This is a genomic window from uncultured Eudoraea sp. (assembly GCF_947258525.1).
In the GTDB taxonomy this organism is placed as follows: Bacteria; Bacteroidota; Bacteroidia; order Flavobacteriales; family Flavobacteriaceae; genus Eudoraea.
Map to the genome: position 1 here is coordinate 15610 of NZ_CAMYIP010000022.1, position 14716 is coordinate 30325.

13 protein-coding genes and 2 pseudogenes (1 of these 15 cut by a window edge) are annotated in these 14716 nt (G+C 38.2%); 4 read left to right on the forward strand and 11 right to left on the reverse strand.

Annotated elements, in window-relative coordinates; genetic code table 11:
• A pseudogene (locus Q0X89_RS01920) lies at nt 1–162 on the forward strand (UDP-N-acetylglucosamine 1-carboxyvinyltransferase); it begins 1065 nt to the left of the window's first position.
• Nucleotides 163–217: 55 nt separating this feature from the next.
• Nucleotides 218–541 (forward strand): GNAT family N-acetyltransferase, encoded by a 324-nt coding sequence (locus Q0X89_RS01925; RefSeq protein WP_297690919.1) that lies wholly within the window; start codon nt 218–220, stop codon nt 539–541.
• A 61-nt stretch (nt 542–602) separates the two neighbouring features.
• Here Q0X89_RS01925 and Q0X89_RS01930 read toward each other — a convergent pair whose 3' ends face one another.
• The 8 genes from Q0X89_RS01930 to Q0X89_RS01965 form a co-directional block, all read right to left on the reverse strand.
• Complete coding sequence (locus Q0X89_RS01930) at nt 603–1601, reverse strand: pirin family protein (protein ID WP_297690920.1); 999 nt, start codon at nt 1599–1601, stop codon at nt 603–605.
• Between the two features lie 74 nt (nt 1602–1675).
• Complete coding sequence (locus tag Q0X89_RS01935; RefSeq protein WP_297690921.1) at nt 1676–2122, reverse strand: VOC family protein; 447 nt, start codon at nt 2120–2122, stop codon at nt 1676–1678.
• A gap of 43 nt (nt 2123–2165) precedes the next feature.
• Nucleotides 2166–3086, reverse strand: a complete 921-nt coding sequence (locus tag Q0X89_RS01940; protein ID WP_297690922.1) for a DUF5050 domain-containing protein — start codon at nt 3084–3086, stop codon at nt 2166–2168.
• 71 nt (nt 3087–3157) lie between these two features.
• A complete protein-coding gene (locus Q0X89_RS01945) occupies nt 3158–3589 on the reverse strand; it encodes a (4Fe-4S)-binding protein (RefSeq protein WP_297690923.1) in 432 nt (143 codons plus the stop codon).
• Between the two features lie 29 nt (nt 3590–3618).
• Nucleotides 3619–5046, reverse strand: a complete 1428-nt coding sequence (locus Q0X89_RS01950; protein WP_297690924.1) for an amidohydrolase — start codon at nt 5044–5046, stop codon at nt 3619–3621.
• A 117-nt stretch (nt 5047–5163) separates the two neighbouring features.
• The gene (locus Q0X89_RS01955) at nt 5164–6474 is read right to left on the reverse strand and encodes a deoxyribodipyrimidine photo-lyase (RefSeq protein WP_297690925.1); all 1311 of its coding nucleotides are present in this window, start codon (nt 6472–6474) and stop codon (nt 5164–5166) included.
• Complete coding sequence (locus Q0X89_RS01960) at nt 6475–7167, reverse strand: SDR family oxidoreductase (protein WP_297690926.1); 693 nt, start codon at nt 7165–7167, stop codon at nt 6475–6477. It lies immediately after the preceding gene.
• A 2-nt stretch (nt 7168–7169) separates the two neighbouring features.
• Nucleotides 7170–7667 carry an SRPBCC family protein gene (locus Q0X89_RS01965; protein ID WP_297690927.1) on the reverse strand — a complete coding sequence of 166 codons (498 nt, stop codon included), beginning with the start codon at nt 7665–7667 and terminating at the stop codon, nt 7170–7172.
• 193 nt (nt 7668–7860) lie between these two features.
• Here Q0X89_RS01965 and Q0X89_RS01970 point away from each other — a divergent pair, with 193 nt between their 5' ends.
• Both Q0X89_RS01970 and Q0X89_RS01975 read left to right on the forward strand, forming a co-directional pair.
• Nucleotides 7861–9018 (forward strand): T9SS C-terminal target domain-containing protein, encoded by a 1158-nt coding sequence (locus Q0X89_RS01970; protein WP_297690928.1) that lies wholly within the window; start codon nt 7861–7863, stop codon nt 9016–9018.
• An 86-nt stretch (nt 9019–9104) separates the two neighbouring features.
• Nucleotides 9105–9947, forward strand: a complete 843-nt coding sequence (locus Q0X89_RS01975; RefSeq protein ID WP_297690929.1) for a DUF2911 domain-containing protein — start codon at nt 9105–9107, stop codon at nt 9945–9947.
• A gap of 113 nt (nt 9948–10060) precedes the next feature.
• Here Q0X89_RS01975 and Q0X89_RS01980 read toward each other — a convergent pair whose 3' ends face one another.
• The 3 genes and pseudogenes from Q0X89_RS01980 to Q0X89_RS01990 form a co-directional block, all read right to left on the reverse strand.
• On the reverse strand, nt 10061–11770 hold the full coding sequence (locus tag Q0X89_RS01980) for a sodium:solute symporter (RefSeq protein WP_297690930.1): 1710 nt from the start codon (nt 11768–11770) through the stop codon (nt 10061–10063).
• A gap of 102 nt (nt 11771–11872) precedes the next feature.
• Nucleotides 11873–14407 carry a PIG-L family deacetylase gene (locus Q0X89_RS01985; protein WP_297690931.1) on the reverse strand — a complete coding sequence of 845 codons (2535 nt, stop codon included), beginning with the start codon at nt 14405–14407 and terminating at the stop codon, nt 11873–11875.
• A 77-nt stretch (nt 14408–14484) separates the two neighbouring features.
• Nucleotides 14485–14716: pseudogene (locus Q0X89_RS01990) on the reverse strand (ROK family protein); the annotation flags it as partial.

Below are 14716 nucleotides of genomic sequence, written 5' to 3' on the forward strand. Positions count from 1 at the left end.
ACAATGGTCTCCCCTGATATCAGAGCCGGAGTATCCCTTTTAATCGCAGCTCTATGCGCAAAAGGAACGTCGATCATACACAATATTGAACAGATAGACAGAGGGTATGAAGATATTGATAATCGTCTGAAAGCTATTGGCGCAAGGATTGAAAGGATATAATAAAGAATTAGTCTTCAGTATTCAACGAATTCACGGTAATATAAAGATCTTGTAAATGAAAAATCCGGTTTGGAAAAAACTACCCCTTATTAACAACGAATCTGGTCAAAAGAAAAGATTTGAACTACAAATAGAGGAGGAAACAGTATTTATAGAATATATCCGGACCAAAAATAATGTCATTTATCTAACCCATACAGAAGTACCTCGTTCATTAGAAGGAAAGGGTCTTGGGTCACTTATTGTGTCTAAAACCCTTGAATATATTAAAGAAAACGGATTCAAAATGGCACCCTTATGTCCTTTTGTTGCTGCATATCTGAAGCGTCATCCGGGCAAAGCAGATAATTTACTGGCACCGGGATTTTCTATAGGATAAATAAGAACTTCTATTGAAGCAAAGGTTTAAATAACCAGAAGCTGCTAAAATATTCACCTTTTTAGGGTTCTACAACCTCTCCGTCAGGATATTTTGCAAACCTGCCTTTTTCCCTTGGATGTACATTGTCTGCATGCGGCCATGGCCAGCCTCCAAATTGGGTAAGCCTGTATTCCTCCATAGCCTGCTGAATTTCCATCTGAGTATTCATGACAAAGGGACCATACTTTGCTACCGGCTCGTTAATCGGTTTTCCCTGAAGTAACAAAAAGTGTGATTTCTTACTACCATTTTCAATAGTAATTTCAGTTTCTGAAATAAGTTCTGCACCATGATCTGGTTTAATCAATTGCTCTCCGATTTTAACCTCATCGCCTTCATAATAATACAAGGTACGGTTTAAATTTGCAGATGCCGGAGGTAAATTAAACGTTTCGTTTTCATCCATATGAATATTCCAGATGGCCACTTCATTATCTGTATTTGCTGCCCACGAATTGGGTGCCGGCTCCAACGCAGGTGTTCCTTCAAAGTTTCCGGCAATTATTTTTATTGTAGTATTATTTATCTGAACAAGGGGAATATCTTCATGCCAGAGCATCTTGAAATCAGGTTCAACAAATTTATCTGCTTTGGGCAAGTTGATCCAAATTTGAAATAATTCTAACGGATTATCCTGAGCAGTATTCAGCAAAGGGAACATTTCTGAATGTTGTACACCCCTGCCCGCAGTCATCCATTGCACATCGCCTTGTCCAAATCTGCCGGCAGCTCCTAATGAATCTGAATGATCACAAAAGCCCTTATTCACAATTGTAACCGTTTCAAATCCGCGATGCGGATGATAGGGAAACCCCGGGATGGTATGACCGTGATACATTCTCCAACCATCTTTTATAACAAAGTCATTACCCAGGTTACGCCCTTCAAGGGAAACATCGGGTTCCATTGCATTATTTCCTTTTGGATAGTGATCTAAATGATAAACACAGAACAAAAAAGGGTCTTGCGTTTCCCATGGGAAACCCAGCGGAAAAATGCGCTTAACAGGGCTGCTCATTGTAGTAAGTTTTGATATTTTATTTATTATATAACGTGCTTCTAAATATCGATTTCAATAGTAATAGAATATTTTTAGTCGTGGGTTGCAGTATTAATTTCAACCCAATTTTCTTCGGGATCTTTAATATAGATCTGTCTAACTCCATCAGCGCGGTCCGTAACAGCATTCTTTTTACCGGGCCAATCCCAATAGGGTACATTTTTCTCTTCCAGATAGGTGATAAGACCATCCAGGTTTTTGGTTGCAAGGCACAGATGGATACTTTTATTATTTTGTCTGATAACGGAATCTTTTTCTATCAGGTGAAGTTGAGAATTTCCATGAATGCTAAACCAGCGAAACCCCTTTGATGCAGACGGATGTGGTATTTCTTTTAGTCTTAAGATGTTGGCATAGAAATCTCCTGTTTTCTTAAGATCGGTAACTACGAAAGAATAATGGTCGTATTGAAAATCAAAGTCCTGAGCATATGAATTTGAAAAATAGCATATGAAAAGTAAGAGTGTAAGTTTTTTCATTGAAATGGTTTTTGGATGTTTTATGGGTGTTTAAAATAATGGATTATTGATTTTCATAGGATACAAATGCAAAGTGTTTGCTATCGGGTGACCAGGAAGGGACATTGATAGTTCCCTGTCCGCCTGTAAAAGAGCAAAGACTTTTAATTTCCTTAGTATTAAGATCGTAAAGACGCAATGCCACATCTTTTAAGGGAGGATGACGGTCTCCCTGATCTTGCAGGTAGGAAATAAAAACAAAATATTTACCATCCGGTGATGGATGTGCAAACCAGTTAGAATATGCATCGTTCGTTAATTGCTCTTTTTCACTTCCATCAACTTTCATTCTCCAAATCTCCATAGAACCGGATTGCATTGAATTGTAGTAAATGTAGGTACCATCAGGGGAATATTCCGGGCCATCATCTAGCCCGGGGCTGTCCGTGAGGCGTTCCTCTTCACCTCCATGAATTGAAATTCTATAAATATCATAATTATTATTGCGTCGTGCGGTATATACAACTGCATCACTATCCGGAGACCATCCATGCCAGTAGGAAGGATATTCTAATGTCACAAGTTTAGGAACACCTCCTTCAATGGGTAATGTATAGATCCTTGATGTACCGGATTCTACCCCCTCTATGGGATCATTGTTACTAATAGCCAGCATGGTACCATCCGGAGATATTCCGTGGTCATTATTGCATTTTACTGCGGTTCCTGTATCTAGTTGTTCCTTGGAACTGCCATCTGTTTTTATTCTGTATAGGAGTCCATTTTGATTGAAAATTAAGTAGTTTCCATCGGTACTCCAGTTAGGCGCTTCAAAGTGTGCCTTTTCTTCGTAAATCACTTTTCGCTCTCCGCTGTCGATTGAAAAAATTTCCAGCATTGATTTAAGCTCAGTTGACTGTCCAAAAATTTGTGCCGGCCCCATAATAATAAGTATTAGCAGGATTTTATTAAAAATTGAACTCATAATAATCAGAATTAGTTAATAATATGGCTTTCAATTTCATATAGCTCCATTATAAATGCATAACACTTATTTTATCCAACGAAGTCAATTTTCTTATGAGCTCCATCACAATAAGGCTTGTTGACTGATGCGCCGCATCGGCATAATGCAGTTACCCCGCTTTTACTTTCTGACTTACCACTGGCATCCTTTACTTCTAAAGTTCCATGGACCAAAAGTGGCCCATTAGCCATTACTTCTACTCGTGTATTATCTGACATATCTTCTAAATTTTCTGTTTCTCCTTTTATATAATAAGTTAGTGCCCCTGAAGGACATATATCTATTTGCGATTTTAATTCATTGATAGAGGCGTTTTTTGGTTCAATCCACGGTTTTTTATTGGGATCATAAACTTTCGGTAAAGTATTCACACATATTGCCGAATGGATGCATTTCTTTGGTTTCCATACCACCGTGAAATCACCGTTTGTATATTCTTTTACTATTTCTCTTTCTGCCATAATTTTTTAGGATTATTTAAACGTTATTATTAATTATCTCCTACGGGAGGCGGGCCGGGAGGTATATTGGCTTCATAAACCTCATCACCCTTCCGTTCATTATACTCTTTTTTAATTTTTTCAATTAATTTCTGATCCTCGAAAAGATCAACAGCAGTCATGCTCAAAGCCTTAGCCGCATAAGTCATGCCTTTATGGCCAATACTCATTCCGCCGCATGCAACAACCGCCCACGAATGCCAGGGCGTATCTTTTGGTGCCGTGGTTACACTTAGATTGATGTTCGGAACATTCCAGCTTACGTCGCCAACATCTGTTGACCCACCCCCGGGATTTTCCTTGGTCTCCTTAAGCGGACTTATTTTACTATCCATTCCGATCTGAGGCTTTTTTGTAATCTCCTGAATCTTTTTACCAAAAGCCTGCTCTTCATCAGAATAGGATATGTCACCTAAATATTCTAAATTTTTTTGCATGACCTCTTCCCCGGATCTGTTTACCAATACTTCATAAATTCCCGAGATCAGTGAAATTTTATAATCCACATTCGCCATTATTGCTGCCCCTTCTGCCATTTTCATAACCCTTTCGTAAACCGGCATAACTCCGCTTCGCTTGGAGTCCCTTACCCGAACCCAAAGTTTGGTATAATCCGGCACAACATTAACAACCTGCCCACCATCTTGTATATGGTAATGAATGCGTACAGTTGGCTTAATATGTTCGCGGTAGTAATTAATTCCCGTAGTATAGATTTCTAAAGCATCGGAAGCACTTCTTCCATTCCACGGATCAGAGGACGCATGTGCCGCCTGGCCAAAGAATTCAACTTTAAAATCAACCAGTGCAAGCGTACTTTGAGCGTCTGCTTCAGTATTGTCTGCCGGATGCCAGCTTAAATTAACGTCTACATCATCCCATAAACCGTCGCGTACCATCCAAACCTTTCCGAAGTATTTTTCTTCAGCCGGTGTGCCAAAAAACTTAACGGTTCCTTTTATTTTACCCTCCTCCATAAGCTCTTTTACTGCCACAGCAGCTCCGAGACTCGCTGTTCCAAATAAATTATGCCCGCAACCATGTCCGGCCGCACCTTCATTTAATGCTTCCTTAGTTGGCTGGGCCTTTTGAGAAATTCCGGGAAGGGCATCAAATTCACCTAAAATACTAATTACGGGTTTACCTGATCCGTAAGTTGCAATAAAGGCCGTTGGCATTCCTGAAACTCCGCGTTCAACCGTAAAACCATTCTTTTCTGCATAATCTGCCAATATAACAGAAGATTGATCTTCATTAAAGGCTGTTTCGGCAAGAGCCCAAATTGAATCACTAATCGCAATTAACTCTGTATTGTGTTTTTCAATCGATTGAAGAACTGCTTTTTTGCTATTACTAATTTTTTGAGCTGATACAAGGGAGCTCAAAACAAGCAATATTCCAAAGAATATTATTCTCATGTGTTTTAAATGTTATAAGAGTTGGTAATCAATTCACTAAAAATACATCTTTTTACTGTGTAATGTATTCTAGATTACTAAAAAATAAAACACCTAAGAACTAAGGACTAATTCAACTTAGTTCAGTGCTTCCTTGTATGTTTTCAGACAGCGCTCACGTGCCATTTTATGATCTACCATCATTTGTGGATAAGTCAATTCCTGCAGCTCTGGCACCCATTTATTTATATACTCTTTTTGTTTATCAAATTTATCGACTTGTGTAATGGGATTGAAGATTCTGAAATAAGGAGCAGCATCCACGCCGCTGCCTGCTGCCCATTGCCAGTTTCCAACATTACTGCTTAATTCAAAGTCTAATAGTTTTAAAGCAAAATAGGCTTCACCCCAGCGCCAGTCTATTAATAAATGTTTACAAAGAAAACTTGCCACCAGCATTCGTACCCGGTTGTGCATAAATCCCGTAGAATTAAGTTCTCTCATTCCTGCATCAACAAGGGGGTATCCGGTTTCCCCATTTTTCCACTTATCAAAATCACTTTCATTATTCCGCCATGGAATCCTGTCATATTTTGGTTTGAAAGCTTTATGCACAGTATGCGGAAAATGCCAAAGAATTTGCATAAAAAATTCGCGCCAAATCAATTCATTTAAGAATGTTTCATTCTTAATGTTCATTGCTTTTAATACTATCTGTCTTGTAGAAACGGTTCCAAATCGCAGATGCGGGCCCAGTTTAGAAGTTCCTTTTTCTATAGCCGGAAAATTTCTTGTTTTCTCGTATGAATTTAATAATGATTTAGAAATTTCATAGGCGGGGACCTTTATATCAGATCTGTTAAAGCCTATCTCTTCCAGTGCCAGATTTGGTAAATCTGTTTTCTTATGCATCCTGTTTAACAACGACTCAGAGTCATAAAGCATAACCGGCTCATCTAAATGGAATTTTTGTTTCCACTTCCGCATATAGGGTGTATAAACCACATAGGGCTCACCATTATCCTTAACAACTTCATTCTTTTCAAAGATTACCTGGTCTTTGAAAGTTTTGAATTCGATATTGGATAGTTTTAATGTCTGTGCAATCTCCCTGTCCCTTTTCCGGGCATAGGGCTCATAATCCCTATTTGTATAAACAGATTGAACATCGTATTCAGCAATTAGGGTTTTAATAATGTCCAGAGGATTGCCGAAATAGATACCTATTGAACTTTGGTAATGCTCAGTCAGCTGTTTTCGTATTTCCTGCAAGGAATCATAAATAAATGATACCCTGGCGTCATTTTCAGGAAGTGATTGAAGTATTTCAGTATCAAAAATAAATATTGGTAAAACCGGGTGATTTCCTTTAAGGGCATGGTAAAGCCCAACGTTATCATGCAGTCTTAAGTCTCTGCGAAACCAAAAAATACTTATTTTTTGTGGCATTTAGTTAATATTGAGTGTAGATAGTCCACCATCAACCCCAACGACTTGACCTGTTATCCAACCGCTTTTATCACTTAACAAAAACCCGGCGATATTTGCAATATCTTCAGGAGTACCAACTCGTTTGAGCGGATGACGTTCCGCCATACTTTCTTTTTTTCGATCATTGTTCAATAAGCGACCTGCCAATGGCGTATCTACAAGTGAAGGTGCAATGACATTAGTACGAATTTTCGGGGAATATTCTGCGGCAAGAGATTTTACAAACCCTTCTATAGCTCCTTTCGCAGCGGAGACACTTGTATGAAAGGGCATTCCTGTCCCTACAGCAACTGTACTAAAGAAAACCATACTTGAATTATCTGCCATTTTACCGATTATGTCTTTAACAACCCTTACCATGCTAAAAAAATTAAGTTGCATATCTTCCTCAAAGTTGGCCATACTAAGCATTTTTAGCGGTTTTAGGTTTATACTGCCGGGACAATATACAAATCCGTGAAGTTCTTCGGGAAGTTGAGAGGGATCTAATGAGTCAGTCAACGCGTCGAATGTAATATGTTTTACATTCAGGTCTTCTAAACCTTCCTTACTCCTTGATGCTACATATATTGTAAAACTTTCCTGTAATTGTTTTACTATGGATAAACCAATACCATAAGATCCTCCGATCAACAATAGATTTTTTTTCATAATTAAATAGATTTCATGCTTAATTCGTTTGAGGAATCATTCATACGCCCGAATAGTTCCTCCAGCTTTTCTTCGCGGTAAGCAAATATTTTTTTCAATTGCTTTTTAACTAAAAAGGGATGGGTGAGCTGACCTAAAATTCCAAAAGGAAGCTTATAATCAATAACATCTTCCATTTCCACTCCTCCCTCAATAGGTTTTATAAAGTGCTTATGATGCCACAACGCATAGGGTCCAAACCTTTGTTCATCTACAAAGTATTCACCTTCCTTTACATGGGTAATTTCGGTAACCCATTTGGTGGTAATTCCGGGAAACGGGGAAACTTTGTACTGAATAATCTGACCCGGAAACATATCCTTGTCGGCCCCATCTAATATATGAAAGCCCATGTGGCCTGGTGTAATAACTTTTAAGTTTGCAGGATTTGATAAAAAGGCCCATGCCTCCTTTTGTGTAATAGGCAAGTATTGTCTGGAATGCAGCTGGTATAACTTCATTAAAGTGTTTTTTACAAAATTAGATGCAAATATGTTTAATAAAAAATTAAATATGTTAAACAAATAGTAAAAATAGTCGAGTTTACAACAATTCTCTGGGCAGTATGATCCCATACAGTGGCGGAATAGCTCTTGTGGTCGGGAAATTTTTAGTTCACTAAGTGATTTTTGTATATTTCAGGAGCTAAGTGTCATGATTTTCAAGTTAACTATTATAAGCTTTTTTCTACCTGTCGTTTTCTTAAACGCACAGGTTAATACCATGCTTATAGGGACTTTACCAGAAAATGTTCTGGAATCCTCGGGTCTTATTTATTACAATGGCAGACTCATAACACATAATGATTCAGGAAATTTACCACAATTGTATGAACTAGATACCCTGAGCGCCCAAATTCTCCGCATAATCACGATAAATAATGCGACAAATATTGACTGGGAAGATATTACACAGGATGACACCTATATTTATATTGGTGACTTTGGAAATAATGGCGGTAACAGGCAGGACCTTCGCATATACAGAATAATAAAGTCTGAGTTTGATAATTTAACTAGCGTAAATGCAGAGATAATAAATTTTACATATGAGGATCAAACGGATTATTCGGAGACTCAGAATTCTGATTGGGATGCAGAAGCCCTGGTCGATTTTAATGATCAGTTGCTGATCTTTACTAAACAATGGCAATCAAATGGCACCGTGGTATATTCCATTCCAAAGGTTCCGGGATCATATTCAGCTACAAATATGGATTTTTATGATGTCTCAGGACTGATTACAGGAGCCACATATAATAAAGCTTCTAATGTCATAATGTTACTGGGTTATTCACCTCAATTGCAACCTTTTATTGTTCGGATTGACGAACCTTCCTCCAATTTTTCGTTTAATGGCAATGAGGAAAAGATAGATTTAGGAATTGGGTTTTCACAGGTAGAAGGAATTACCTATTCCGATGCTAATACCTACTATATATCTTCCGAGCGTTACCAAAACAATTTTCCTACCATATCGCTCCCTTCACAGCTATATGAATTTAATACCAACGATACAATTCAGCAAAATGAAGAGTTACCAATAGAAATACCACAAGATTTAGGAAATTCAGACGATGAATTAATTATTTACAGAATGTTCGGATCACAGGAACTTCAATACGATCTCAATTCAAATGCACCCTTGTTTGGACGATCAATCTTTGATATTACCGGTAAAAGAGTAAGGCATACACCGGGAAATTTAATTGAAAATAATAGTATAGATCTAAGTGGGTTGGGAAGTGCCGTATATTATTTAACTTTTTATCTGCAGGGTGAAACAATATCAAAACCATTTATTCTCAACTAATAGGGTAGACATTATTTAAGGATTTGTTAACAAGGGAAATAGACCATTATATTTAGCTTTGTCAGAACTATAAAACCTAATAAATAATGAAAAAACTTACACTATTACTTTGTGTTGTTATTGCGTCCGTTTCTTTGAATGGGCAAATATCAACACCTGCACCCAGTCCATCTGGAAAAATCATGCAAACCGTTGGATTGACTGATGTGAGCGTAGAGTATTCAAGACCTTCTATGCGCGGAAGAACTATTTTTGGTGATCTTGTTCCTTATGATAAATTATGGAGAACAGGGGCTAACAAAAATTCGATGATAACTTTTGGCGATGACGTAACTATTGCCGGCCAGGAAGTAAAGGCCGGATCCTACGCAATATTTACAAAACCCGGACTAACTTCCTGGGAAGTTGTTTTCTATTCTGATACCAACAATTGGGGTACTCCTCAGAATTGGGATGATTCTAAAGTAGCAGCCAAGACTACTGTTGAGGTTTATAATATGCCTTCGAATGTAGAATCCTTTACTATGAGTATTGATGAATTGCACAATAACGGAGCTACACTTGGAATGATGTGGGAAAAAACATATGTAGGTGTTGCTTTTGAAGTACCAACCGCTGCAAAGGCGGTTAAGAGTATTGAAACTGTCATGAACGGACCATCTGCTAACGATTATTTTGCAGCGGCATCTTATTATCATGAAGAGGGAAAAGACCTTGCAAAAGCTAAGGAATGGATTGACAAAGCGGTTTCTATGAATGACAAAGCATTTTGGATGATGAGAAGACAATCTCTTATTTACGCCAAAATGGGTGATACAAAAGGAGCTATTGAAGCGGCCAAGAAATCTTTGGCAGTAGCTGAAGCGGCAGGCAATGCAGATTATGTAAAAATGAATAAAGACTCGCTTAAAGAGTGGGGCGCATTATAACATTATAGCAATTAACATATTCTAAAACCCTGACCTTAAATGGTTGGGGTTTTTGTTTTTTTCAAACCCTGTGATCATGTATTATTTTCAGTAGTAAATATGAGGAATGAATATCATACCCGCTTTATTGGAGGAGTCATATGGAGCCTGTCAAATGATTCGAGCACGAAAGCCAGCATAATTACCAGAGCACATCCAAATGCATTTAACCACAAATATGACATCCAATCTAAATACCAGACTAGAATTACAACGATTTGAGTAATAATTGCTGCTATGAAAACTGCGTTTCCTTTTACAAACTGGAAAAAGAAGGCCAGTAAAAATATTCCTAAAACATTGCCATAGAAAATAGAGCCTATGATATTTACCAACTGTATTAAATTATCAAACAGGTTTGCTACACATGCAATCACAATGGCTATGATTCCCCACAGCAAAGTAAATAACTTCGATATTTTGACGTAATGTTCAGGTGAAAATTCTTCCTTTTTATTCCTTTTATAAAGGTCCAACGCAGTAATTGTTCCAAGTGCATTTAATTCTGAGGCAGTGGAAGACATGGCTGCAGATAGAATTACAGCCAATAAAAGACCTACTAGTCCTCTTGGCAGATAATTTAAGATAAAGTGAATAAATACGTAATCCTTATCATTAGTCTCTACAAGGTCGTCTGCCTTTTTAATCATGGCTTTTGCTGCTTCCCTGTTGTTTTTTTCCTTTTCAATTATTAAGAGCATTTCGTTTTGGGCCTTGGATGTAGCATCCTGATCGTCCAAGTCTAAGGCCGCAGAAAACTGATCCTGGGCAGTTTTCTTTTCTATTTCCAAATTTTTATGACCCTCTTCCAATATTTGGTAATCTTCGGCATATGAAGATTGCATAATGGCATTGGTTGCCGCAGGATTAAAATTTAATGGTGATGGATTGTACTGATAGAATACAAAAACCATAACACCAACCAGGAGAATAAAAAATTGCATGGGTATTTTAAAGATCCCGTTAAAAATTAGGCCTAGCTGACTTTCCCTGATAGATTTCCCTGATAGATACCGCTGAACCTGACTTTGATCCGTTCCGAAATATGCCAGGGCCAGAAACATTCCCCCGGTAATTCCACTCCAGAATGTGTACCTGCTTTGCGTATCTAAACTAAAATCAAGGATATTAAGTTTATCACTGGCCCCTGCAATTTTTAGGGCTTTAGTAAATGAGATATCTGCAGGTAAATAACCCAGAATAAAAAAGAAGGCTATAAACATCCCTGTCATTATTACAAACATCTGTTGCTTTTGGGTAACACTTACCGCATTAGTGCCTCCGGAAACAGTGTAAATAATCACTAAAGAGCCTATAATTATGTTCAAAGTTTTTAAATCCCAACCAAGCACGGCAGAGAGTATTATGGAGGGCGCAAAAATAGTAATTCCTGCCGCCAGACCCCGTTGTATTAAAAACAAAATGGCGGCAAGTGAGCGGGTTTTAAGATCGAACCTTCTTTCAAGAAATTCGTAGGCGGTATATACTTTAAGTTTGTGATATAAGGGGATAAAGACTACACATATGATTATCATGGCCAATGGAAGGCCAAAGTAGAATTGAACAAAACCCATTCCATCGTGAAACGCCTGACCGGGGGTGGAGAGAAAAGTAATTGCACTTGCCTGTGTAGCCATCACGGAAAGACCAATCGTCCACCATTTGGCCTGGTTCCCTCCAAGCACATAATCACTAACATCTTTATTGCCTCTGGATTTCCATACACCGTAAACCACTATAAATAATAGGGTTCCGCCAAGAATAAACCAGTCTAGTTTCCCCATATTAGCTGTATGTGGTCATTACAAAGTAAAATACGACAATGTAAATAGTGTTGAGAACCAACACTAAAGTATATTCCTTTTTCCAGTTTAATTTTTCTGGTATCATTTACCTTTTATATCCGTACTGTTATTCATTCGCTCTTTGCCCATCGATAAAATATTAGCAAATAGCTTATATGCTCCGGGAACACCGGCCGGAAGTTCCCTGAAAAAGCTAATCCCGGTATATATATAATTTCCATCACCATATGGGGCAACAAGCAGTGCTCCATTAGTTGGAGATTCTCCTTTGTCATTCATTTGCAGTATTGGGGTAAATTTTGGATCCCATTCACCCGGGAAGTAAAGTCCTCTCTCTTGTACCCAGCCCTCAAAATCCTGATCGGTAATTGTATTTGGAAAATTAACAACTGAATGGTCACTAGCAAGAATTTTTACCTCAGAATCTTCATTGGTAATTCTATTCCTGGAAATTTTTAGAGGGTAGGGGGCCAGGTCTTTAAAAGCCGTGTCCCTTCGCCCGGCAGTATTATATTGTATGATGAGATTCCCGCCATTTTCAACATATTCCAGTAAATATCGCTGTTTAAATTTCAATTCTTCAATTACATTATAAGCTCTGATCCCTGTAACCACAGCATCATATTTATCCAGAGAACCAGATTCTATTTCTTTAGGGTCTATAAGATGAATGGTGTAACCAATCTGCTCAAGGCTTTCAGGAACATCATCACCTGCACCCATTATATAACCAATATGTTCACCAACTTTCTGAATGTTGAGCCTTACAACCTTGGCCTCGGAAGGAATCAAAACCGTTTGTGTTGGAATATGGTCGTAGGCTATCTCTATTAACTCTTTATCCAATTCTTTGTCTTCAATATGAATAATGGGTGTTATGAAACATAGGTCTTCCTGTAACGGGGGAGTCAAAGTAAAAATAACGGTCTTTTCATCACCCTTGTTGGCAATTTCAAATTCTATAAATTCCTTATCTACACCCCAGTTTTTATTATGACCCAGTTGTACTTTTCCCTTAAGGCCGCTTTTATGTGCAGTAATAGTTACCGGTATTTTTCTTGAGGCGTCGTCCGCAAAGATCAATACCTTATCACTAAATCTGGCAGTGGCCTCCGGTATAATCTCAAAAGGGACATAGAGCTCTCCTTTGTCGGGTCTTGAATATCTATGAATTACAGGTTTATTGATTTTCATAGAATAGCCATCAAATTCCAATTCAAATTCTGCGTGAAAAGGGCGCGTGGTTTCGGGACTTCCTATTATTTCGGGCTGATTCACTTTGTACATGCCCAGACTTCCCTTTTCTGCCAGCCAATAGGGACTTGTATAGGGTTGATCTTGGGGTATCTCAAGATCTAATTCAAGATTCTTTTTTTTATTATTATCTAATCGTAGTTTATCCTGGGGAAAAGATTCTGAAGCGAGAGAAACTGAATTAAATGAAATATCGGCATTACTTCGGTTAAGGGCCTCAATATTTATCGTTACACTACTTCCGGGAACTGCTTTTGGCACTGCAGATGAGGCTTCCAGGTAAAGTCCGCAAACTTCGAGGATAATATCCTGAAGTTCATTTAATTTAATGCGTTTCCAATGATCATCCTCAATATTAACAAGCAATTTATGTGCTTCAAGTAATTCCAGGAGGTGTTTTGAAGGATTTACAAAATCAAAGTTCTCTTCTACTGCAACCAATATTTTACCAATAGCATCACCTCCTTTGACTCTTGACCAACTTGTATTGATCCCTTCAAAAATATTGGATTTATCATTTGGCATATCCCCTGACAACAATTCTATATATTCATCCTGACTGCCTCTACTGGACAATCTGCCAAAACCCTGACTCAAATGCTGACTGCTGGCTATGGACGCAATTTCGTTGTTAGAAAGCCCTTTCATTGGATAATAAACTCCTACATCTAAATTCATCATTTTAGACTTATCGGCTTTTTCAAAGTTTTCAGGACTTCCGTAAAACCACCAGGAGGTATTAAAAAATAGTCTTTTGGGTTGCCAAAGACTTACTTTATCTAATTGTTCAGGATAGGCATTTACATCATTGACAAGATCAAATGCCTCTACACTTAGCATAGCCGAAGAAGTATGATGTCCATGTGTTGAACCGGGGGTTCTGTGATCAAAACGGTTTACAATAACATCGGGTTTAAAATTCCTAAGTACCCATACCACATCTCCCAAAACGGCCTCTTTATCCCAAATCTCTAAAGTTTCTGAGGGATGTTTGGAATACCCGAAATCATTCGCCCTGGTAAAAAACTGCTTTCCACCATCTACGCTTCTGGCTGCCAATAATTCTTGCGTCCTCAAAACTCCTAATAATTCCCTAAGTTCCTTTCCTATAAGATTTTGTCCTCCATCACCTCTAGTAATAGATAAATAACCGGTCCGGGCTTTGACTTCGTTTGAAAGGTAAGATATAAGTCGTGTATTTTCATCATCAGGATGTGCAGCAATATACAAGGCAGAGCCCAGAAAATTTAATTTCTGCAAGGAATGATAAATGTCTGAGGAGGTGCTTTTTTTAGGTACCTGAGCTAAGACGGATTGCAAACTTAATATTAGCCCAATAAAGAGTACCAGATAATGACGCATAGTTTTTTTATAAGGTGGTGATCAAATATAGAAAGATTAGTAGCGCAGAGGGAATATTTAGAACTTCTTTAACAACTCTATTGGTGATCCTCCCAAATTAAGGCAGCCGCACCACAAATAGCCGCTGTCTTCCCTTTCATTCCTGAATACATTAGTTTCACTTTACCTTTGTAGACTTCCAGGAGATAATCATTAAAATATTTTTTGAGTGGCTCGGTTATCCATTTCCCACTTCCCATCAAACCACCAAGCAGGAAAAAAGCCTCGGGTTGGGAAAATGCTGTGAAATTAGCCAGGGCTTGACCCAAG